This is a genomic window from Microbacterium sp. 2216-1 (genome assembly GCF_046507855.1).
GTDB lineage: Bacteria > Actinomycetota > Actinomycetes > Actinomycetales > Microbacteriaceae > Microbacterium > Microbacterium esteraromaticum_C.
Window position 1 is genome coordinate 396983 of record NZ_JBKFTM010000001.1, and the last position, 21272, is coordinate 418254.

Here is a 21272-nt window from a genome sequence, read left to right on the forward strand (position 1 = left end):
GTCAAGCGAGCGAACGCCACACCTCGGCGTGGCCCGCGGCTGAGCGCTCCCAGGTGAATTCGGCGGCGCGAGAGCGACCCGCGTCGATGAGTGCAGAGACCGCGGCATCCGCCGACGTCACCTGCAGCAGGCCGTCGGCCACACCTTCAGCAGTCGGGGCGACCAGGAGTCCCGCCTTGCCGACCACTTCGGGAAGGCTGCTGGTGTCCGCTGCGACCACCGGCACGCCCGCGGCCATGGCCTCGAGCGCCGGCAACCCGAATCCTTCGTAGAGCGAGGGCACGACGACCGCCGCCGCTGACGCCACGACGCCCGGCATCAGCTCATCGGGGAGCCGCCCCAGCAGGGCGGTGCCCGGCATACCGTCGAACAACTGCGTACGGCGGGGGTGGGCCGGGCCGGCAAGGGCGAGCGTCCAGCCGGGACGTTCACAGTGCACCCGTGGCCAAGCCTCGGCGAGTGCCGCGAGATTCTTGCGCGTAGCGGCTCCTCCAGCGTGCAACACGTAGGGCCGTTCGAGGCCGAGCCGTGCGCGATCTGCGGCGTCGAGTGGTGCCGCGGTGAAATAGCGCGGATCGACACCATTCGGAACGACATGCGGATCTCGCACCCCCAAGAACTCGACGGCTTCGGTGGCCGTGAACTCCGATACGCAGATGACTGCGGCCGCCCGCCGTGCTTCTTCGGCGGCGGCGGGTACGGGAGCCGACTCGTCGGCGAAGCGCCACGCGACCACATCGTGCAGCGTGATCACGTCGGCGTGCGGTGACGGTGGCAGCTCGAGCGAGGTACGGTGCGACACCGCGTCGCCGCGGAACAATGCGCGGCCCAGCTCACGGCGGACGGATGCCGGTGCCTTCGCCACTCGCCCCATGGGCAGGCGCCGATTGCCGGGTAAGGGGGAGCGCATCGACCGGAACACCAGCTCACGCATCGACCACGCCGGTCCCATGGCATCCGCCGCGCGCGCGATCACCTGCCCTTCGTAAGCTTGCGCACCCATCGGTGTGTCTGTCGCGATGCGCGCGATGCTGAGCCGTGGCTGTGACATATGGACCCCCGAGTGTTCTCGCCCCGTTCCATCATGGATGAGGGACGGGCTCGTCTGCTCTGCGCACTACGTGGGGGAAGCGCCGCACCGCATACCTGTGGCTGGGGCGCTCGACGAGCCGATACAGCGCCTCGGCAGCACAGCTCACGATCACCAACACCACCACGCCGCCGTACAGGAGCACCACGACCGGGTTCCCCGGAAGCACGGCGATGATCGGCCACATCAGCAGCACGATCGGCTGATGCATCAGGTAGAAGCTGTACGAACGCGTGCCCGCCTTGTCGAGGGTGCGCACCACCGGGGATTGAGCGAAGAGCGCGAACAGCCAGACCAGAGCTGCACCGCATACGCCCCACAACGTCAGGTTGATGCCCGGTGGCACGTCCAGGGTGCTCGCCGCGACCGCAGCGAGCGTCGTCGCGCCGACCGCGAGCATCGCCAGGGTGCGGTTTCGGTGCGTCGGATCGAGCGCCGTCGACCCCGGCCGCATCAACACCATGGCGAGCACCATGCCCATCACGAACTGCACGAGGCGAATCGGCAGGGTATGACTGGAGCTGAAGAATGCGTCGACGGCATTGCCGGAACTCAGTTGTGAACCGACCCACCAGGTGCTGAAACTCAGCGCGATAGCAGCGAGCACGAGGACCGTACCGCCGACGCGGTGCAACAGCACGATGAGTAGTGGGAACAGCAGATACAGCAGGATCTCCAGCGAGACGCTCCACAGCGAACCGTTGATCGCACCGAGGTTCGATGGGAACACGGTCTGAATGGCGAAGATATGAAGCAGCAGATCTCGCACGCTCGCCCGCTCTGCCACCACGAGATCCCAGGCCGGGCCCAGCGCGAGGACTGCGGCGATCGCGAGCGCCGTCCAGTACGCGGGGAGGATACGCCACATGCGGCGCCCATAGAACTGTCCGACGTTCAAAGACCGGCCACGTGCCACGAGCGGCAGCGTCAGGACGAAGCCGGACAGCACGATGAAGACGTCGACACCGTGGGCTCCGACCTGCGTGGCGGAAGAGACAAGCCGCGGAAGGCCGAGCCCACCCCAGTATGCAGCGGCGTGGCAGATGAACACGGCCAGCGCTGCCAACCCGCGCAACGCGTCGAGCCCCCCGATCCGAGGTCGCTTCATGTTCGTTCCCCTTTACACGCACACGTGACTTGAGGATAAGTCACGGCGGCGCTCAGGAGGAGCGTCGCATGACTCGACGCACGCGTTCGGCGATAGCGCGCCGCGATGGAAACAACGATTGTGCGAGCCCCCAGGGCGTGTGCGAGGTCGCGCGAACGCCGAACTCGGCAGCGACCGCCTGTGAGATCGGCCGGCCTTGGCCACCCAGAGCATTTCCGGACTGGGAGTTCGACGTACCGACCTGATAGAGCGCGCCGGCGAAAGGCAGCGAGGTGAGGGGCAGATCGTCGTGGAGGAACATGTGCGAGCCCATCCAACGTTCGAGCTTGTCGCCATAGGCCTCGTAGAGCTGCGTCTGCGAGGCATCAACGCTGAGGCCGGAGTCGGGCAACAGATCACTCCGAACGATATGCGAGGTTCCGCACTGCAGATGGAAGTCACCGCGATGGGCTCTGATCGTTCTGCGCGCACGGCTGTATCGCCACCCGGCGGTGATCGTCCAGCCAGGATGATCGGGATGCGCTGCGCAATGCGCGGCGAGCTTGCGGGAGACGAAGTCGTCTGCGTCGGCGAACATGATGTGCCGTGCTCCGAAGTGCTTCGCGACGCTCAGCCCGATCGCGTTCTTGCAGCCTTTGTCTCGCAGTACTGCGGCGTCTCCGGTCCTCGCAGTGCGTTCCGCTGAAGGTGGCGGGAAATCTACGGTCACTACCGTGATGCGCGGGTCATCCGGCAGCGGCGGGTGCTCGGAGGCAACCACGATGACGATGATGTTGGGGTCGGTCTGCTTCAGCCATGCGTCCACAGATTCCCGGAGCGTCTGCTCCACCGCGCCATAGTCGACGCTGTTGAGCGGGTGGCGTACGGGGGTGATCAGCGCGAGGCTCGGAGAAGGAGGCAAGCGACGGGCAGATCGACGGTCGAGTTCGCGATCCGCGGGCTGCGGGTTGCCGTACCGTCGAACGCTCGACGGCGAACCCCCGCGGACCGTACCGAGATGGAAGGCCGCCGACTCGCCGCCCGCAAGCACCCTTGTCGAGAGACGACCTTGCCCACGCACGACGCACAACAACGGCTGCCAGAACGCGCTCGCCACACGTCTCATGCTCGATGGGGGCGACGGGTACACGTGCGGATGTCGCGACCATTGGATCGCGTGCGAGAGGCCGCCTCGGAAACGTCGAATCACCCGGTGCCGCCAGCCTCGGGTGAGCCGGTACGCAACGGTCATGCGCTCGTTGAACCCGATATCGATACCTGCCCCGACCAGGCGTATACCGATGTCGGTATCGTCGCTTCCGTACGGAGGAAACCCCGCATCGAACCCGCCGACGCGTGTGAACACCGATCGCGTGATGGCGAAGTTGCACCCTCGGAAGAAGGGGAGCGCTCGGACAGCTCCGGCGTCTGGCGGGAGCGCGTCGACGCCAGCGAACAGAAGCTGCCCGGGAGAGCCATCCGGGGTGAGCTCGAAGATGGGGCCCGTCACAACGGACTCGCCCGCCGCGATGCTCTCTGCTGCTGCGGATACCCATCGCGGCCCGACCACGTCATCGCTGTCGCAGAACGCCATCACGGCGGCGGAGCAGGATGCTGCACCGACGTTTCGGGCGAACCCGACTCCCTCCTGGTCGGAGGCGTCGACCACGAACGCATCTGCAGCGCTTCCGATACCCGAACGGATCCACTCGTACGCGACCGCAGCGGTCCCATCGGTCGAGCCGTTGTCGACGATGACGACTTCGAAGGGTGGGGCATCGACTTGGGCTGCAAGGGCATCCAGTTGTTGCCGGAGCGTTCTGGCCCTGTTTCGTGCGCAGATGACCACAGACACCGCGGGGAACGTCATGACAAGGCCGGCACTGTGTGGGCTCTCGGACGACTGCGCATGGCACAAGTATGCACGCGGGTGGATACCCACGGTGGCCGGCGACGGTTCGCCTATGGTAGACGGGGGCCTCGGAGTAGAGGAAGAGGATGGGGATCTTGTGAACGAACGTAGTGCGGTCGTCGTCGTCGCAACGTACAAGCGACCGGATCACGTCCGGACGTGCCTCGAGCACATCCGGCAGCAGACACGGAAACCGCAACGTATCGTGGTCGTCGATGCGTCGCCAGACATCCTCACCGAGGCAGTAGTCGAAGAGTTCCCCGAAGTCGACTACCGGCGCAATGATCTCGGTATCGGGACGCTGGCTGCGTCGCGGGCCATCGGTGTTCAGGGCGCGACAGAGGACGTCATCGCGTTTATCGATGACGACGCATATGCAGAGCCGCAATGGCTCGCCGAGATTCTGAGAGCCTTTGAGACGCCCGGGGTGGGCGCGGTCGGCGGCAGGGCAGATAACAACCGTCCGGAAGAGGAACGGGAAGGCTGGGACCGCATCGGTCGTTTTCTGCCCAACGGCACTCTGACGGGCAACTTCGGCGCGGACCCCGGGCGGATCGTCGAGACCGATCACATGCTCGGAGCCAACATGAGCGTGAGCTCGAACGCACTGCGCGCCATCGGAGGTATACACGACTACTACCCCGGCACATGTCTGCGCGAGGATTCCGACCTCGCCTTGCGCGTCAAGCTCGCCGGATACCGTGTGGTGTTCGCACCCCGAGCGGTCGTCCTGCATGTTGCGGGCGAGTACGCCAAGGGCAAGCGCTTCGATCTGCGCTACCGGTTCTATGCGGCGCGCAACCATGTCCTTCTGTTGACCACGGTGCTCGGCTGGCGGGACCCCCACCTGCTGCGGCACATCGCCCGAGTGCTGCGTATGGCTGTACGTGAAATGTGGGAAGGCGTGACCGGAACAGTCGCCAAGCCGACCGCTCGGGCGAAGGTGCGTCGGCTCGGCGGAGGGCTGGCGCGAGCCGGTGCCGATCTCGTCGGTACCTGTGTCGGTCTTGGCGCGTCACTCAAACCGAACGACCGCGCGCACTCAGCGTCGTCGGAATGGAAGGCGAGTTGAACGACGGCCCTGTCCGGGCCGTGTATGTCGTGCTGACTCACCGGAACTGGGCGCAGGTGCGCCGCCTCGCCGGCGCGATACTGGCTTCCAGCCCGGACGCGCGTGTGCTGCTCGCGCACGATGCGCGGAGCGAAGTGTTTCCCGCGCACGTTGATGACCCGCGTATTCGCGTGTTCGTGCACGGGCTCGAGTGCGACTGGGGCTCGTGGGAGCTTGTCGAGGCGACGCTACGCGCGATGGAGCGGGCGCGGGAGCTCTGGGACCCGCAACTGGTTACCTTGATCTCGGGCGACGATTATCCGATGCGCCGCCTGCCGGATTGGGAACGAGAGGCGCTCGCGGCGTCCGGCTGGATCGGAGAAGCTCATGCGCTGACGTATCGGCCTCGCTGGGGTCGTCGGCGTGGCGAGGGCGACGACCGGCTGAACCGATACACGTTCTTCTGGTTTCGTGCGTCCGACGAGAACAGGGCGTTCGGTCTGCCCGAATGGCTCCGCGCGTTTGCGTCTCGTGTGCGCAGGGCACTCGCCGTCCGGCTCGAACCGGTGTTCGGGGTTCGCTACGTTACTCGAGGGCGCGGACGGTACTTCGGAGTGCGGCGCCCGACGCCGTTCACCCGTGCGATGCCCTGCCATATCGGCGCGCAGTGGGTAGCTCTTCGCCGGCACGAGCTTGACGTTCTTCTGGACGAGGACTTGGCGCCGCGCTCACGGTTGCGGCGGTTCTACCGAAGGACCATCATCCCCGACGAGTCTGCGTTGGTAACCCCCCTCAGTTGGCGAGGTGCGCCCGCGGATCTGCCGCCGGTGACCCTGTATCAGTGGGACCCTGTGCTTGATACCACGATCACCTGGACGCATAATGATCTCGATCGACTCCTCGCATCCGGTGCGCCGTTCTGCCGCAAGATCGATGCAGACCGTAGCGGTGCGCTGATGGACTCTCTCGACAGGCTGATTGCATGAGCGACCCAGACGCACTGCGGATCAACGCCTACGTGCTCGTCGCTGATCCGAGCTATCTGCGCGAGAGCCTGGGCGCGTATTACTCCAGCGTGGAGCGCATAGTGGTGTCGTACGATCGCACCGCGACCTCGTGGACGGGCACCCCGTTGCCGATCGAGCAGTGTCTCGAGATCATCTCTGAGGTCGATGTCGAGGGCAAGTGCATACTTGCCCCGGGCGATTTTGCGCGCCTCGAACACACGCCGCTGGAGAACGATACGCATCAGAGACAGGTGGCGCTCGACCAGGCATCGGACGGTGCGGACTGGGTGATGCAGCTCGATACGGACGAGGTTCTCAGCGACCCGCAGACCTTCTTCGTGATGCTGCGGCGGGCGGCCGCAGCGGGAGCTGGAGGGCTCGACTATCCGGCTCGCTGGCTCTACACCCGCACGGGACGCGGACGATATCTCGAAGCGAGCAATAGATGGTGGCGACGAGCAGCCTCGTACCCGGGCCCGGTCGCAGTGCGAGCCGGAACCCGGTTGCGTCACGCGCGTCAGGCCGACGTGCCTCTGTTCCGGGTCGACTTCAGGACACGGAACACAGACCCGTGGCGCAGGAGGGATTCGCCGGTGCACACGACTGTGGATGCGTCGCAGGCCATCCTGCACTTCTCTTGGGTGCGCGATCTGGATGTCCTCCGTCGCAAGTTCGGGTGGTCCGGGCACACGCACGCCATGCGCCCTCCTGCCGTCTTGAGGCGGTGGCTCTGGCGAACGAAGCACCCGCTGCTGACGGTGCTGATGACGCCGTTGCGTCGAAAGGGCGACGCGCGGTATCGGCTCGTGCGTGTCGCGGAACCACCGGGCGGTAGCCCGATTCGGGTGGACTACTCGGTGAGGACTGCGGCGGGTGAATAGTGATGGGCTTCGCGCGCCGCGTGAAGCGGCTGACCCGGCACAGTATCGACAACGGTCGACAGCGCCTGGGCGCCGCTGCTGACACGCTCAGGCGAGGCGAGAACTCTGTGGTGTGGGCGCCACAAGCGGGCCTCAGGCTCGGAAACCTGCTGTACTTGTGGCTGCATGCGCATCAACAGTCGGCGATCGGATCACCCGTCGTCGTCGTGGAGACACAAGGCATGCAGGATTGGTGGGAGCAGTTCCCTGCGCTGCGGTCGTTGAGTGCCACACGGGCAGAAGTCCGGTTCTCAGACCGACGCGAATGGGACGCGAACTGGCTTTACCAGCGTTTCGGCGTGGACTTCGAGCGCGCGGAGCTTCGGGCGTTCATCCATGACGTGTTCGCGGATCGTGCTGCGGGCGTCGTGGACGAGAGACTGGTCGTCAACGTTCGGCGCGGAGACTTCTATGGAACGGAGTTCGAGGCGAAGCACGGTTTCGACGTCATCGGCTACACGACGGCGGCAGTGGAGCGCTTCCCTGCTGAGCAGCGCGTACTGGTCGTCTCAGACGACCCGGAGTGGTGTCGGTGCCACCTCGGAGATCGCCTGAGGTCGCGGTTCCGTGGCGTCGAGTACGCCGCTCCCGATCCGCTGCAGAATCTTCTGGCACTCGCCAGCGCGCGGCGGCTTATCGGCGCCAACTCCACGTTCTCGTACTGGGGTGCGTACATCGCCGACGCCCTGCACCCCGACGTAGAGATCGTGATGCCCCGCTTTCACGCGCGAATGGCGCACGGCACCGACGCGCACCAGCTCGATCCCAGATGGACTGCGCTCGCGGGCTTCCACTGAGTCGGCGCCCGGCTACTCGAGCTTTCCCAGCTCCACGAGCCGCGCGAACTCCTCGTTCGCCTGACGCACTTCGTCGAACGTGCCACGCGTCGCGATGCGACCCGACTCCAAGAAGATCAGCGTGTCGGCGTTTCGCACGGTCGACAGCCGGTGCGCGACGATCAGCACCGTCATGCTTCCCCGCAGACGATCCAAGGTCGTCGCGATCTCGTGCTCGGTCGCGTTGTCGAGCGCGCTCGTCGCCTCATCGAGCACCAGCACCCGGGGCCGACGGTACAGCGCCCGTGCCAGGCCGATGCGCTGGCGCTGCCCTCCCGACAGGCGCACGCCGCGATCGCCGACCATCGTGTCGAATCCGTGCGGCAGGTCCGCGATGAGCGCATCGAGTTGCGCGACCGAGGCTACCTCCCGCATGCGGTCGGGATCGATGTCCTTCGGGGCGATGCCGAAGGCGATGTTCGCGGCGACAGTGTCGTCCGATAGGAAGACTTCCTGCGGCACGACACCGAGTCCTGAGTACCAGGTCGCCAGATCCTCGTCGATCGGGCGTCCACCGCAGCAGATGGTTCCTGAGGTGGGGGAGAGCAGTCCGAGGATCAGATCAAGCAGAGTGCTCTTGCCGGCACCGCTCGAACCGACGAACGCGGTCGTCTCGTTCGCCGGGATGCGCAGCGAGAGCCCGTCCAGCACCGGGCGATCCGCGTCGGCGTATTGGAACGTCACGTGGTCGAGCTCGATGTCGCCGCGGTACGGCGCGCCGACCGTCGCGCGTGCGTCGTGTACGCCGTCGGACTCGAGCTCTGCGAGCGCCTCGGTGAAGATGCGGAGTCCGGCGCGCCCCGCGCGCATGGTCCCGACGTTCGCGGTGATGCGGTTGAGAGTCGGTAGCGCGCGCATGGATGCCGCAGCGAACAGTCCGAGGACGGGCAGGACCTGGTCGGCCTGGCCCGTCGCGAACAACAGCACGGCGATGCCGACGATCGCCAGGATGAAGCTGACCTCGAGCAGGTACCGCGGGATGTCCGAGAGTACGGCCATCAGCCGAGACTGGTGCGCTCCGTCGAGCTTGGCTCGGCGATATCCGTCGATGAACCGGTCGGCGCTGCCTGTCAGACGGGTCTCGCGAAACCCGTCGAGCCCCGGCATCAGCGATTGCCACGCCCGCAGTCCGGCTTCGGCGAGGTTCTCTCCGATGCGCAGCTGGCGTCGGCGCAGCACGTGCTGAACGCCGAACACCAAAAGGCCGAAGAGCGCGACCGCGAAAATGGTGACACCGGGTGAGCTGACCAGGAGCACTGCGACGATCGCGGTGAGAACCAGCGCATCCGTGAACAGCGTCAGCCCGGCCAGCAGTACGCTGGCCGACTGGTTGGTCGCGTCATTGATGTTGCGGTAGACCGTGCTCAGACTGCGCTGACGATGCTGACCGTAGGGGGCGAGCACATACCGCCGCATCAGTTCGACCGATGCCAGAGCCGACAGTCGCGTCGTGCGACCCAGCAGCCACCAGCGGAAGAGCAAAGAGCCTGCGCTCTTGAAGACGAATGCCAGCGCGACACCACCCGCCACGACGGGAATGAGGACCTGCAGGTCGGTCGTGCCGAGCAGATCGGCGATGAGTCGGTTCGCGCCCTCCAACGGACCCGACGAGGTGACGAGCTGCATCAGCGGGATCATGGCGGCCACGCCGACCAGATCGAGCGCGGCGAGAATGACCGAGGCGATCACGGTGGTGACGATCCAGCGTGATGGCTTTGCGCCGGTGACTCTCAGCAGCGCCAGCATCTGCGCGACTACACCCGGGTTGTTGTGCACGTCAGCCATCCCGGAACCCCTACATTTCGCGGCATCACGGGGTTTCCGTGGGCCTTGCCATACGCTAGCATTGTCGCGTTGGCGCGGCCGCGTCATGGGATTCTGCATCACGCACTGGGGCAAACGGCGGGATGCATGACACTGGGGGCATCACATGTCTGAAACCGAACAGAACGGCATCAGCCGGCGCACGGTGACCAAGGCTATGGCCTGGGCAGTTCCGGCTGTGGCCGTCGCATCGACGGTACCGACGGCAGCCGCGTCGTGCATTCCGACAATCAGTCTGGGGCCGGGTAGCTGTAAGTGTCCGGGGCAGAGCACCAACAGCCCCTGGTACTACTTCCTCCGCGTGTGCGCAGGCGGAACGGCCTGCCCGATCGGATCGCTGACGATCACGATCACGAAGGTTGTGTCGAACAGTGGCATCACCATCTGGCAAGGCTCCGAGCAGGTCGGCGTCGACGGTTGCGTGATCATCCAAGGAAGTTCGTCGAATAGCGCGAACTTCCTCGACATCTACTACAGCATCGACGGTGACGCGCAGAGCCCGACTCGTGTCAACGCCCCGCCGGACTGCGACAAGACCCCCGACCCGATCGGACGTTGCGCGCGCTGATCGCGAGGAAGCTCCTGCGATGCGTGCGCGGGAGCTACCGCCGGTCGGACGTCGGCGTGATGAGTTTCTCGAAGACTTCGCGGAGCTGATCCACCCGATCCGTCCAGCCCGCCGAAGCCAGGGCATCGGTTGAGGCCATGGCTTCAAGGGAGTCCGCCGCGAGGCGAGCAAGGAGGTCGGCGACCTCACCGGAGAACGACGACGACGCATTGCCGACGACAACGTTCGGGGCGTCTCGGAACCCCGCGACCGGCGTCGACACGACCGGCTTGCCGACGGCCTGGTACTCATAGAGCTTGATCGGGTCGAGGCTCTCGGTGAAGTCGGTCACCACGTGCGGCACAACGAGCACGTCGGCGTGTTGCAGATACGCCGGCACCGCATCGCGAGGCTTGGCCCCGAGCACCACGACGCCGTTCCTCTGCAAGGCTGCGGTGTCTTCGACGCCCAGGGCGTTCGGTCCGACGAGCACCAGCGTGCCCTCCGCGCCCAGCGCTCGGGCGGTCTCGACACACAACTCCACATCCAACCGGTCGCGGTGCAGAGTCCCGACGTACACCGCGGTGCGTCCTGCGGGCAGATCAGCCGGCCGTTCCATCGGCACCCGGTAGCGCTCCACATCGACCGCGTTGCGCACCAGCACGATGTCATCACGCTGGCCGCTCTTGCGGCGCACCAACTCCGGCGAGCAGGCAACCACGCTTGCCGCGTGCTGCAACAACCACTCTTCGCCACCGACCAACCGTGCGCGCTCGGCATCCGGACGATCGGCGACCACCCAGTCGTCAGTCATGTCGTACAGCGTCGGCCAGTCGGTCAGCTGCGCAACGGCGGCAGCGCCCGGATCGTTGATCCACAGCAGCGGCTGACTCATACCGAGTCGCTGCGCCGCACGAATCACGGCCCGAGCGATCCGGGCATCCGCCGCACGATCCACCCGTCGGGGCAGGGGCTTGACCGGACGGAACGTCCACAGCCGCTCCATCACCTCACGCGGCGCGTGCCCGAACGAGGGTCGTGACCCGCCGCGCACGGCGTGCAGCGGGTCATCCGATGGCTCGACGAACAGCACGCGCAGCTCGGGGTCACGCGCGAGCAGCCCCGACACCAGGTACTGATTGCGCCGCCAGACGTCGTCCCACGCCTCGAGTGACACCACGACAAGTTCGGTCATCGACGTTCTCCCGCGATTGCGGCGCGGTAGACCGCCTCGGTCTGATCGGCCTGCGCGCGCAACGTGAACCTGCTGCGTTGCACGTCCCGTTGTGCGGCGCCCAGTTCGTCGCGCCGCTGCGCGTCTGATGCCAACTCCCGCAACCGTAAAGCCGCCCCGTCGACGTCTGCGGCAGCGAACAGCGCGCCACCCTCGACGCCTCCGATCGTGTCGAGGTGCCCTCCCGCCGCGCTCGCGACAACCGGTAGTCCCGACGCCATCGCCTCGATGACGGTCAGCCCGAGTCCCTCGTTCGGCGTCGTCGCCACGAGCATTCCCGACGTCTGCATCAGGTGCGGCAGATCGTCTCGAAAGCCGAGAAAATCGACGGCGTCCGCAATGTCCAGCTCGGCGACGAGCGCGCGCAACTCGGCCTCCTGCGCCCCGATACCCGCGATCTGCAACGTCCACCCATCGGCGGCGATCCCCGACGCCGCGAATGCTCGGATGCCCAGCGCGGTCTGCTTCTCGGGCTGCAGTCGCTGCGCCATCAGCACCGTTCGCGTGCGTTCGAGGCCGGAGAGTTCTACCGGATCCACCCCGGAGTGCACGACTGTCGACGGCACGTGGATCGAGTCGGCGACGGCGCGGCTGATCGCGATCTCGGCATCCAGCATCCGCTCCACCACGCGATACGGCAGCCCCGGTCCGCGGGTTCCGCGACGCAGTGCAAAGTGCCGCGTCGACACCAACGCAGCCTGTCGCGGACCGCCAAGGCGACTTGTCGCCGCTGCGATGTCGGCGGCGGTCATATGCGAGTTGACGACGTCGACGTCGATCGAGCGGATCGCTTTCACCGCCGCGCGGATGCTCGTCACCGGCACGAACCGTACGCCCGCGTCGCGCAGGGGACCGGCCAGCGCATCGGACGCACCACCGGCGACGAACACGTCGTGCCCGTCGGTGGCCTGCACGATCGCCAGGCGACGTACGAACTGCTCGACCCCTGCGAACCGGTCCGAGACGATCACGTGCAGAATCCGCAGAGGCGTCATGAGGCCACCCGCCCGGCACGCTCGGGCGCCACACGTTCGAGTAGCGTGACGTACTGCTCGGCCGTGGCCCGCCACGACAGGTGCTCGACGCTCGCCCGGCAGGCCTCGTGCCAGTCCGCGACGTCCGTCGCGGCGAGGCGCTCCATGGCGTCGGCGAAGGCCGCTGCCGAGCGCTCGACCAGGTAGCCGTTCTCGCCGTCCGCGATCACATCGGGCGCGCACCCCACCGGCGCCGAGATCACCGGCACACCGCTAGCGAGTGCCTCGGTGATCACCAAACCGTACGACTCGTAGACGCTCGGGAAGACGAACATGTCGGATGCCGCGAAGTAGGCCGGCAGGTCGGATCGCGGCCCGACGAACAGCACTCGATCGGCGACGCCGGCTGCCTCGGCGCGCTTGCGCATCCGCTCGATGGCCGATGCATACCCGCCGACGATCAGCAGCAGCACGGTGGGCGCGTGCACGAGCGCGTCGATCGCGATGGGCACGCCCTTGCGGTCGAGCTCGTGCCCGATGAACAGCGCCACGCGGTGCTCGTCGTCGAGGTTCAACGCGGCGCGCGCCTGCGCCCGCTGCTCGAACGTCGGGGGAGCGAAACGGTCGAGGTCGACGCCATGGGGAATCACGGTCACCGGGGGCGTGACCCGGCCGTACACGTCGCGCAGCACGTCGACCTCGCGGTCGGTGAGCGCGACGATGCCACGGTGCGCGTGCCCTCGGTAGCGCAGGCGATCACGCACGAACGTGAAGGTATGCAGGGGATTGCGCAGCATCCGCCACACGGTGTCGCCGCGGGCGCGCATCGCCGCCATCACCACCCCGTGGTTGACGTAGAGATCGCCGGTCATCACCGCGTTGTGGCAGATCGAGACCGCGCCGGGCCGCTCGGCGAGGAATCGCTTGGCCTTGCGCGTGCCGGCGATCGAGAAGTCGATGGCGTACCAGACGCGTGAGAGGCGGTGCAGGAACAATGAACGGAACCGTTTGCGCGCATGCCCGCGCGCGTCGTCGGCGGTGAACGATTCGACCGTGTGCCCGAGTTCGCGCAGGTGCGCGCCCAGTTGGTTCGCGCTGCCGGCGACGCCGGACCCCGATCCGATCACGGGGATGATCTGCACGATGTGCATCACGCCTCCTTTCGGAAGCGCGCCTCGACGCGCACCGGGCCGAGGCGGTACAGCGCGGCGCGACGTCGCGCGGCGGCACCGCGCTCGCCGCGCAACACGAGCGCACGAACGGATGCCCCCCACCACGCGGCCAGGCGAGCGGATGCCCACCCTCCGGCGCCGAAGTGCTTGCGCAGATAACGTTCCTGCGAGGCGAAGAACATCGCATCCCGGCGGCGCGGATCCGAGCTCGTGCCCGCTCCCACGTGCATCGCCTGCACCTCTTCGACGACACCGTGTCGCCAACCGAGCAGGTGTGCCCGGTACGCCCAGTCGGTCTCCTCGGCGTACAGGAAGAACCGCTCGTCGAGCCCGCCGACCTGCGCGAGCGCCTCGGCGCGCAGCAGCAGCACCGAACCGATGACGAATCCGTGGCGGTCCGAGCGCATCCGCCCGAGCCCGAGGGCATCCACCCACGACCCGAACGGCGACGGGAAGGGCCACCGCACCCGCGCGGACGTGCCGCTCTCATCGACCTGCGCCGGTCCGACGCTCGCGAGCGTCGGACCCGCGCGCAGCCGCTGGTGCAGGAGCCGCACGTCTTCGGCACCGATCACGGCGTCGGGGTTCAGCAGCAGCACATCGGCATCCGCGTGGTCCGGTTCGCGCAGGGCGAGGTTCACGGCCGCGCCGAAGCCGAGGTTCGCGCCGGGATCGATGTAGCGCACGCCGAGGTCGGCGCACAGCTCGCGGATCTCGGGCATCGACGAATTGTCGACGACCGTCACAGGTAGTCCGCTGACCGGTTCGAGCGCGCGCCGCAGCATCTCGGGCCCGCCGTAGGCGACCACGACGATCCGCAGCTCGCGGTGGCCGGCATCCGTCGACGTTCTGGCCGCCGCACGGTAGAGCCGCTGGTACTGGTCAGTGACGGCATCCCACGAACACTCCGCGGCGCGCGTGAAGCCCGCCGCGCGCAATGCGTCGCGTTCGGAACCGGCCGCCCGCAGCAGAGCGCCGGCGAGTGCGGTCGGGTCACCGTGCGGCACGACGAGGCCCGCCCCACCGACCACGTCGGGCAGGGCACCCGCGTCGCTGGACACCACCGGAACACCGGTCGCCATCGCCTCGACGGCCACGCGGCCGAACTGCTCGGTCCAGCGCGCGGTCGGCACAGACGGGACGGCGAGCACGTCGAGCGACGCGTAGAACTCACCCATTCGTTCGGGGGCCACGGCGCCGACGAGCTCGACGCGATCGGCGACGCCCAACACCTCAGCCCGCGACGTGATCTCGGCGGCCAGCGGCCCGCTGCCGGCCAGACGTGCCCGCAGCCGCGGCTGCGCGGACACCGCCTCGAGCAGCACCTGCACGCCCTTCTCTTCGACGAGACGCCCGACGAATCCGACCACAACCGGGCCGCCGTCACGCGGATACCCGCGATCGGCGTCCACGCCGGCATCCGCAGGAGCGCCCGCCTCGGCATCCGTCGAGGCATCCACCCCGAGCGGGATCAGCGTCGGTGCCCCGGGGAACCCCTTCGCGACGCAGATCTCACCGGCCGCGCTGTTGCACACCGATAGTCCCGCCGCGCCGCGCAGCGCGGCCCGCTCGAACCACCGGAACGGCACCGGGTAGCGCTTGGCGATGTTCTGTGCGGAGTAGAGCACGTAAGGTGCCCGTTGGCGGCGCAGCCAACGAAGCAGCAGCACCTCGGCGGTCACGACGGCGAATGGCTCCTCGTGGAGGTCGATCACATCCCAGTCGCCACCCAGCGCACGCCACAGCGCGAGGGGGGAGTAGAGGAACAATGCAGGGTGCCGTCCGAAGGTGCGAGCCGGCAGCACCCACTGCTCGGCATCGGTATCAAGTGACACCGGCACCCCACCGGCATGCCATTTTCGGGCAGTGACCAGCCGGATGTCCTCTCCGCGGCGAGCCAGTGTTCGCTCCCGCGTGCGCCACGGCCCCACCGTGGCGCTGTGAGAAATTCTCAGTACGCGCAACCCGACTCCCCTGTAGGCTAAGCACCACAATAGACTGCGCTTCTTCTTCCTGTGGGCGCGGACTGCATGCAGATGTCGTCGGGGGATGACATCTGTTCTGGGGACAGGAAGCACGGCTGGGGAGCCGTGATCTGGGGATTGCTGGGGAATTCTGGGGATGGGACTCTCACGTTCCGCGAGCCCGCACATCGTGCACCTCGCGCACACGACCGCAGCCGGCGGCGCAGAGCTGGCGCTCAAGCGACTGCTCGACACCAAGCCCGACTGGGAGCCGAGCCTGCTCATCCCCGCCGAAGAAGAGGAGAACGTCTTCGTCGGCGTCAGCACCTCGACCGGCGGTGTGCGTCAACTGTCCGGAGCCAGCCGCAGCGGAGCACTGCGTGCGCTCGGACTCGGCACGCGGCTGCTCGTGCAGGCCGGCATCACACGCTGGCATCCGGCCGTCCGCCACAGCGATCTCGTCGTCGCCAACTCCACGCGTTCGGCCGCCTATGGTGCGCTTGCGGTGCTGGGCACGCGGCGACCGTTCGTCGTGCACCTGCGCGACCACATCTCTCCTGAGGCACTCGGCGCAGTCGGCTACCGCATTATGACGCGCCTGGTGCTGCCGCGCGCCAACGGTGTGGTCGCCAACTCGCGAGGCACGCTCGACACGGCCCGTGAGTTCCTCCACGACGACGCTGTCGTCGCGGTCATCCCGAGCCCGTCCGGCCTCGGACGCCTGCAGCGGCACTCGCGCGGCGACGGGCCGCTGCGCATCGGGATGCTGGCGCGCCTCGACCCCTGGAAAGGTCAGCTCGCGCTGCTCGATGCGTTCGCGCAGGCGTTCCCCGATGGCGACGAACAGCTCGACCTGGCCGGTGCCGCGCTGTTCGAGCACGCCGAGTTCGCCGACGAGCTCCGCGTGCATGCCGAGGAGCTGGGCATCGCCGATCGGGTCAATCTGCTGGGACACGTGCACGACATCGCCCCCTTGCTGGCGACGTGGGACGTCGCCGTGCAGTACTCGCTGCGCGCCGAGCCGATGGGGCAGAACGTGTTGCAGTGCCTGGCAGCCGGCACCGCGGTCGTCGTCGCCGACGAGGGCGGGCCGACCGAATGGGTGCGGCACGAGCACAACGGCCTGCGGGCCGCGCCGCGCGACACCGGTGCCCTGGCTGACGCACTGCGTCGTCTCGCTGACGACCCCGTGCTGCGACAGCGTTTGAGTGCCACCGCCGTGCGCACCCCGGGTCTGCTCGGTGATGCCGAGATCGCCGCGATTCACGCGGGCGTCTACCGCGACGTGATCACCCTGGCGGCCGCCGACCGCCACACAGCAACAGGACGTGCCGCCCGCAGCACGGCGCCGAGCATGCGCACGGTCGGCGCATCGCTCGCCGCGCTCCAGGTGCCCGACGCTCAGCCCGTGGTGGCTCGCACCCCGTGATCGTCTAGGCTGACGGCGTGATCGAACCCGCGCCGGAGGCGGCTGCCGAGCGCCGTGCAGGTGCGGTGCCCGCCAGCATCCGACTGCGCCTCGCCCGCGCCGCGGTGCAGGCGCTGGCCGAGGAAGCCGGGGCGCGGATGCTGCACATCAAGGGCGACGCGATCGATCCCTCCCTGCGTGCCGTACCGCGGTACGGCACCGACGTCGACGCACTGGTCGACCCGCGCCGGATCCGTGCGATGCACGACACGCTGCTCGCGCACGGATGGCGCGTCTACAGCACGTTCCGGTTCGGTTCATCGTTCGAACACGCGCAGACCTATCTGCACGACACCTGGGGCTACTTCGACCTGCATCGCCGGTTTCCGGGCATCGGGCTCGCCGATCAGCAGGCATTCGACCTGCTGTGGGCGCAGCGCTCGCCGCGGGCATCCGCCGGCAGAACCTATTGGGCCCCCGGCATCGATGCGCAGGCCATGATCCTGGTGCTCAACGCCGCGCGCGGAAAAGGCGGGATGCCCCCGGTCTGGCACGAACTCGACGACGACGCGCGCGCACGTGTGCGCGGGCTCGTCGAGGAGCTACACGCCGACGTCGCGTTCGCCGCTGCCTCGGGAGATCTTGACGACTACCGCGACCACCGCGAGTACCTGTTGTGGAAGGTGACGTCGCAGGGCGGGCCACGCGTGGTCGAATGGTGGGCGCGCGTGCGCGCACAGCCGACGATCGGTGGGAGTCTGCGCGTTGCGGTTCAGGCACCGTTGGTGAACACCGACCGACTCAGCCGCAGGCTCGGTCATGCGCCGACCCGGCGCCAGGTGATCGTGGAGTTCTTTCACCGTGCGGCACGCGGGTTCGGCGAGACGGCGAGCATGATCGGCCGCAGACTGCGAGGCCGGCGATGAAGCGTGTACGCCCGAGCGACCTGTGCGCCGTCATCGACGAAGATGACATCGTGTACGTCGCGCCGTTGCCCGACGGGCCCGTCCTCGTGCTCGACGGAGTCTCGGCACTGATCTGGCAGACCGCGCTTGATCCGCAGATCGACGACACTGTGGCATATGTGGCGGATGCTACCGGGCAGCGCCCCGAAGATATCGCCGGGCATGTCGAGGCGTTCGTCACCGATCTCGTGCGCCGTGGCGCGCTTGTGGTCGACGACCACGACTGATCGCGCCGACGCTACCCCCGCAGAGCCACGCGGATCACCCGGGCGACCTCATCGATCGCGGGGAGCAGTTCGTTCGCCATCTGTTCGTAGACGGCATCCGACTGCCGATAAGGGTCGATAACGTCCTGCGCCTCCGACAGCGTGCGCGACCGCGTCACCGCCGCGACAGCAGCGGCGACGCGCTGCGCGGGAATCGGGCCCGCCGCGTGGGCGGTCGCGGCGATCTGGTCATCGGTCAACGTCGCGCTCAGCGCGGCGAACTCGCGCACCGCCAGTACGTTCCGCTGCTTGCGTGGCATCAGATGCACGGCCGCGTCTCGGTGCTCGGCGGTCATGCCCAGGACCAGATCGGCCTCGGCGATCATCGGTTCGACGAGGTACCGCGCGCGATGACTCGCGATGGCGTCGTCGTCTGCCCCGGCACGGGCGGCGATGCGCCCGGACTGCGGTGTGATGCTCTGCCCGACCGGGGCGTGCGTGCCGGCGCTGTGCACCACGACCGGAAGATCGGCCAGCCGCGCGGCCAATACGGTCGCGGCGACGGGGGACCGGCAGACATTGCCCGTGCACACCGTCAGGATGCGCACGAGGGCTCCCTCTTGCATGCGACGGCGATCACGGCGCGTCAGCGGGCGCGGCGCCGAGCCCGCTGTCATCCGCTCGGCGTGTTCTGACATCTGCTCAGCCTAGGCGTCGACGGATTCGCGCAGCGGCGGCACGCGGCGCGAACGCGCTGGATGGCGCCGCACGAACAGGCGGGCGACGAGGCATCCGATCGCTGTGCCGAGTGTGTTCGCGATGAGGTCAGACAGGGTCGGGTAGCGGCTGGGCATCATGGTCTGCACCAGTTCGATCGTCGCACTCGTGGCGTAACCCAGCAGAAGGACCACCCATGCGCTGTTTCGGGGGAAGGCCGCGACCAGCAACAATCCGAGCGGCATGAACAGGGCGATGTTCGCCAGGAACTCGAACAGCGTGTAGGTCGTCGTCATCGACACGTCCAACCGGGAACTGACGAACTGCGCGAGCCGGTAGACGATGCCGGTGACCTTTGAGGCCGCCGTCGCCGGCAACCACACGATCAGCGCGAGCGCGACGCCGTAGGGCACGAGCATGACGCGCGCGACGATCGCGAGGAACGGAAGACGTGCAGACGGCATGCGACTCAGCCTATGGATGCTGCATGGGAGCGCCCTGAGCCGCGAGTGGAGCCGCGGCAGCTCGCGACCCGCACACCTGCTGAGCCTGTCCACAGGCATGGTGGCTCGGCGAGTTGTCCCCAGCGGCCGCCTTCCGAGCAGTCGCGCGGCCGACGGCATCCATAGTCTCGAATACGCCGCCCGAACTGGCGGACGCTGGGGCACAATGAAGGGGTGTACATGTCCGTCGATAGCATCACGATCCTGATCGGGATCGCGTCTGTGCTGCTCGCGATCGCCGGCGGGTTCGGCTGGATGATTCACCGAATGGATGGCATCGCAAGAGATCTCGATGCACGGATGGGCCGCATGAGCGCGGGTCTCGATGCACGGATGGACCGCATGAGTGATGAGCTCGGCGCGCGAATGGACCGCATGAGTGATGAGCTCGTCGAGGTGAAGATCGCGATCGCCCGCGTCGAAGGACCACCGCGACATCTGCAGACCGGCCGCTGAGCGTCAGCGCAGGTACTCGGCGAGTCGGATCGCGCTGTCTGCGGGCACGAAGCCGGTCGCCCCGATTTTGCGGAGATCGAGCACACTGTTGCCCGGTCGCGCAGCGATCGGGTCGGTGGCGTCGGCAAAATACTCCGCGGTGCTGACAAGTCTCACGCGCGCCGGGTCGTGGCCGGTGAGGCGGTAGACGTCGCGGGCGACGTCGGCCCACGTCTGCGGTTCGCCGCCGCCGGTGAGGTTGTACGTGCCGTACGGCGCCGCCGTGCCGAGCAGGTGGCGGATGCCGCGGGCGATGTCGTCGGCGAAGGTGAGCCGCCCGGTCTGATCGTTCACAACCCTGGGGTCGATGCCGCGCTCGGCCAGTGACGCCATGGTGCGCACGAAGTTGTCGCCGTCGCCGATCAGCCACGAGGTGCGCACGATGTAGTGCCGGGGTGCGGTGGCTACCGCGAGGTCGCCGGCAGCCTTGCTCTGCCCGTAGACGCCGAGCGGCGCGAACGGCGTGTCTTCGTCGTACGCGCCTGCGGCGCTGCCGTCGAAGACGTAGTCGCTGGAGATGTGCACGAGGGTGAGTGCGAACTCGGTTGCGATCGCGGCGAGGCGAGCGGATGCTGCCGCATTGACCTGCCAGGCCGCTAGGCGCCCCTCGGTTGTCTCGGCGCGGTCGACGGCGGTGTAGGCGGCCGCATTGATGATCGCCCCGTAGTCCCGCCACCGGCGTGCCGTGCCCAGCTCGGGGTCGGTGAGGTCCAGCTGCTCACGGCCGGCGTACTCGATGTGCGCGGCGTCACCGAACTCTGCGCGCAGTGCCCGACCGACCTGGCCGTCGGCGCCGGTGATCAGGATCTTGCGCGGGGCGATCGGAGTGACATTCTGCAGACGCGGGTGGTTCTTGTCTTTGGCAGAGATCTCGACCTGGTCGAGCGGGATCGGCCAGTCGATCGCGGCGGTCTCATCAGCGAGGTTCAGAAATGCGTAGTCGGTGTTCTCGGCCGACCAGTGATCGTTGACCAGGTACGTATACGCGGTGCCGGGTTCAAGTGTCTGGTAGGCGTTGCCGACTCCGCGGGGCACGAAGATCGCCCGTGACGGGTCGAGTTCGGCGGTGAACACGGCACCGAAGGTGGGGCCTTCACGCAGGTCGACCCAGGCGCCGAAAATGCGACCGGTGGCGAGCGAGACGAACTTGTCCCATGGCTCGGCATGGATCCCTCGGGTGGTGCCGACCGCATCGTTGAACGAGATGTTGTTCTGCACCGGCCCGAAGTCGGGCAGCCCCGCCGCGATCATCTTCTCGCGCTGCCAGTTCTCTTTGAACCATCCGCGGTTATCGCCGTGCAGGGGCAGGTCGACCAGCACCAGCCCCGGAATCCTCGTCTCAGTGATCGCCATCAGCGGC

General features: G+C 67.6%; 20 protein-coding genes and 1 pseudogene. 9 read left to right on the forward strand and 12 right to left on the reverse strand.

Annotated features, from left to right (window positions below; all coding sequences use genetic code 11):
- Window position 1 precedes the first annotated feature (1 nt).
- The 4 genes and pseudogenes from ACLD0U_RS01805 to ACLD0U_RS01820 form a co-directional block, all read right to left on the reverse strand.
- Window positions 2–1003: a glycosyltransferase family 4 protein gene (locus ACLD0U_RS01805; protein WP_410339652.1), complete on the reverse strand. Its 1002-nt coding sequence runs from the start codon at window positions 1001–1003 to the stop codon at window positions 2–4.
- Between the two features lie 79 nt (window positions 1004–1082).
- Window positions 1083–2198, reverse strand: coding sequence for an acyltransferase family protein (locus ACLD0U_RS01810; protein WP_410339653.1), 1116 nt, complete (start codon window positions 2196–2198; stop codon window positions 1083–1085).
- 52 nt (window positions 2199–2250) lie between these two features.
- Window positions 2251–3294, reverse strand: a complete 1044-nt coding sequence (locus tag ACLD0U_RS01815) for a hypothetical protein (RefSeq protein WP_410340283.1) — start codon at window positions 3292–3294, stop codon at window positions 2251–2253.
- An 84-nt stretch (window positions 3295–3378) separates the two neighbouring features.
- Window positions 3379–4047 (reverse strand): annotated as a pseudogene (locus ACLD0U_RS01820) (glycosyltransferase family 2 protein); the annotation flags it as partial.
- A 73-nt stretch (window positions 4048–4120) separates the two neighbouring features.
- On the opposite strand from ACLD0U_RS01820, the gene ACLD0U_RS01825 reads away from it, so the two are divergent.
- The 4 genes from ACLD0U_RS01825 (at window position 4121) to ACLD0U_RS01840 (ending at window position 7864) form a co-directional block, all read left to right on the forward strand.
- Window positions 4121–5161, forward strand: coding sequence for a glycosyltransferase family 2 protein (locus tag ACLD0U_RS01825; protein WP_410339654.1), 1041 nt, complete (start codon window positions 4121–4123; stop codon window positions 5159–5161).
- On the forward strand, window positions 5146–6126 hold the full coding sequence (locus ACLD0U_RS01830; protein ID WP_224817309.1) for a hypothetical protein: 981 nt from the start codon (window positions 5146–5148) through the stop codon (window positions 6124–6126). The genes ACLD0U_RS01825 and ACLD0U_RS01830 overlap by 16 nt, the downstream gene beginning before the upstream one ends.
- Window positions 6123–7028 carry a hypothetical protein gene (locus ACLD0U_RS01835; protein WP_224817310.1) on the forward strand — a complete coding sequence of 302 codons (906 nt, stop codon included), beginning with the start codon at window positions 6123–6125 and terminating at the stop codon, window positions 7026–7028. Before ACLD0U_RS01830 ends, ACLD0U_RS01835 begins: the two co-directional genes overlap by 4 nt.
- Window positions 7029–7249: 221 nt before the next feature.
- On the forward strand, window positions 7250–7864 hold the full coding sequence (locus ACLD0U_RS01840; RefSeq protein WP_410339655.1) for an alpha-1,2-fucosyltransferase: 615 nt from the start codon (window positions 7250–7252) through the stop codon (window positions 7862–7864).
- 12 nt (window positions 7865–7876) lie between these two features.
- Here the strand turns inward: ACLD0U_RS01840 and ACLD0U_RS01845 are convergent, their stop codons facing one another.
- Entirely contained in the window at window positions 7877–9688 is a 1812-nt protein-coding gene (locus tag ACLD0U_RS01845; RefSeq protein WP_410339656.1) for an ABC transporter ATP-binding protein, read from the reverse strand.
- Window positions 9689–9833: 145 nt separating this feature from the next.
- Here ACLD0U_RS01845 and ACLD0U_RS01850 point away from each other — a divergent pair, with 145 nt between their 5' ends.
- A complete protein-coding gene (locus ACLD0U_RS01850; RefSeq protein WP_179411645.1) occupies window positions 9834–10295 on the forward strand; it encodes a hypothetical protein in 462 nt (153 codons plus the stop codon).
- 34 nt (window positions 10296–10329) lie between these two features.
- Here the strand turns inward: ACLD0U_RS01850 and ACLD0U_RS01855 are convergent, their stop codons facing one another.
- Genes ACLD0U_RS01855 through ACLD0U_RS01870 form a run of 4 tightly spaced genes read right to left on the reverse strand, consistent with a single transcriptional unit; the run spans window position 10330 to window position 15489 of the window.
- Window positions 10330–11469, reverse strand: coding sequence for a glycosyltransferase (locus ACLD0U_RS01855; RefSeq protein WP_410339657.1), 1140 nt, complete (start codon window positions 11467–11469; stop codon window positions 10330–10332).
- The gene (locus ACLD0U_RS01860; protein ID WP_179411643.1) at window positions 11466–12503 is read right to left on the reverse strand and encodes a glycosyltransferase family 4 protein; all 1038 of its coding nucleotides are present in this window, start codon (window positions 12501–12503) and stop codon (window positions 11466–11468) included. The genes ACLD0U_RS01855 and ACLD0U_RS01860 overlap by 4 nt, the downstream gene beginning before the upstream one ends.
- Window positions 12500–13633: a glycosyltransferase family 4 protein gene (locus ACLD0U_RS01865; RefSeq protein WP_410339658.1), complete on the reverse strand. Its 1134-nt coding sequence runs from the start codon at window positions 13631–13633 to the stop codon at window positions 12500–12502. The genes ACLD0U_RS01860 and ACLD0U_RS01865 overlap by 4 nt, the downstream gene beginning before the upstream one ends.
- A complete protein-coding gene (locus ACLD0U_RS01870; RefSeq protein WP_410339659.1) occupies window positions 13633–15489 on the reverse strand; it encodes a glycosyltransferase in 1857 nt (618 codons plus the stop codon). The genes ACLD0U_RS01865 and ACLD0U_RS01870 overlap by 1 nt, the downstream gene beginning before the upstream one ends.
- Before the next feature lie 286 nt (window positions 15490–15775).
- Here ACLD0U_RS01870 and ACLD0U_RS01875 point away from each other — a divergent pair, with 286 nt between their 5' ends.
- From ACLD0U_RS01875 to ACLD0U_RS01885, 3 genes are read left to right on the forward strand one after another with little or no spacing between them, the layout of a single operon-like run.
- Entirely contained in the window at window positions 15776–17047 is a 1272-nt protein-coding gene (locus tag ACLD0U_RS01875) for a glycosyltransferase family 4 protein (protein WP_410339660.1), read from the forward strand.
- A 17-nt stretch (window positions 17048–17064) separates the two neighbouring features.
- Window positions 17065–17952, forward strand: coding sequence for a hypothetical protein (locus ACLD0U_RS01880; protein ID WP_410339661.1), 888 nt, complete (start codon window positions 17065–17067; stop codon window positions 17950–17952).
- Entirely contained in the window at window positions 17949–18218 is a 270-nt protein-coding gene (locus tag ACLD0U_RS01885) for a PqqD family peptide modification chaperone (RefSeq protein WP_206550423.1), read from the forward strand. The genes ACLD0U_RS01880 and ACLD0U_RS01885 overlap by 4 nt, the downstream gene beginning before the upstream one ends.
- Window positions 18219–18229: 11 nt before the next feature.
- On the opposite strand, the gene ACLD0U_RS01890 is transcribed toward ACLD0U_RS01885, so the two are convergent.
- Both ACLD0U_RS01890 and ACLD0U_RS01895 read right to left on the reverse strand, forming a co-directional pair.
- Window positions 18230–18895 (reverse strand): low molecular weight phosphatase family protein, encoded by a 666-nt coding sequence (locus ACLD0U_RS01890; RefSeq protein ID WP_410339662.1) that lies wholly within the window; start codon window positions 18893–18895, stop codon window positions 18230–18232.
- A 9-nt stretch (window positions 18896–18904) separates the two neighbouring features.
- The gene (locus ACLD0U_RS01895) at window positions 18905–19378 is read right to left on the reverse strand and encodes a VanZ family protein (protein ID WP_410339663.1); all 474 of its coding nucleotides are present in this window, start codon (window positions 19376–19378) and stop codon (window positions 18905–18907) included.
- Window positions 19379–19597: 219 nt separating this feature from the next.
- Between ACLD0U_RS01895 and ACLD0U_RS01900 the strand changes: the two genes are divergently transcribed.
- The gene (locus tag ACLD0U_RS01900) at window positions 19598–19873 is read left to right on the forward strand and encodes a response regulator (protein ID WP_410339664.1); all 276 of its coding nucleotides are present in this window, start codon (window positions 19598–19600) and stop codon (window positions 19871–19873) included.
- A 3-nt stretch (window positions 19874–19876) separates the two neighbouring features.
- On the opposite strand, the gene ACLD0U_RS01905 is transcribed toward ACLD0U_RS01900, so the two are convergent.
- Window positions 19877–21265 (reverse strand): sugar nucleotide-binding protein, encoded by a 1389-nt coding sequence (locus ACLD0U_RS01905; protein WP_410339665.1) that lies wholly within the window; start codon window positions 21263–21265, stop codon window positions 19877–19879.
- Between the last annotated feature and the right edge of the window lie 7 nt (window positions 21266–21272).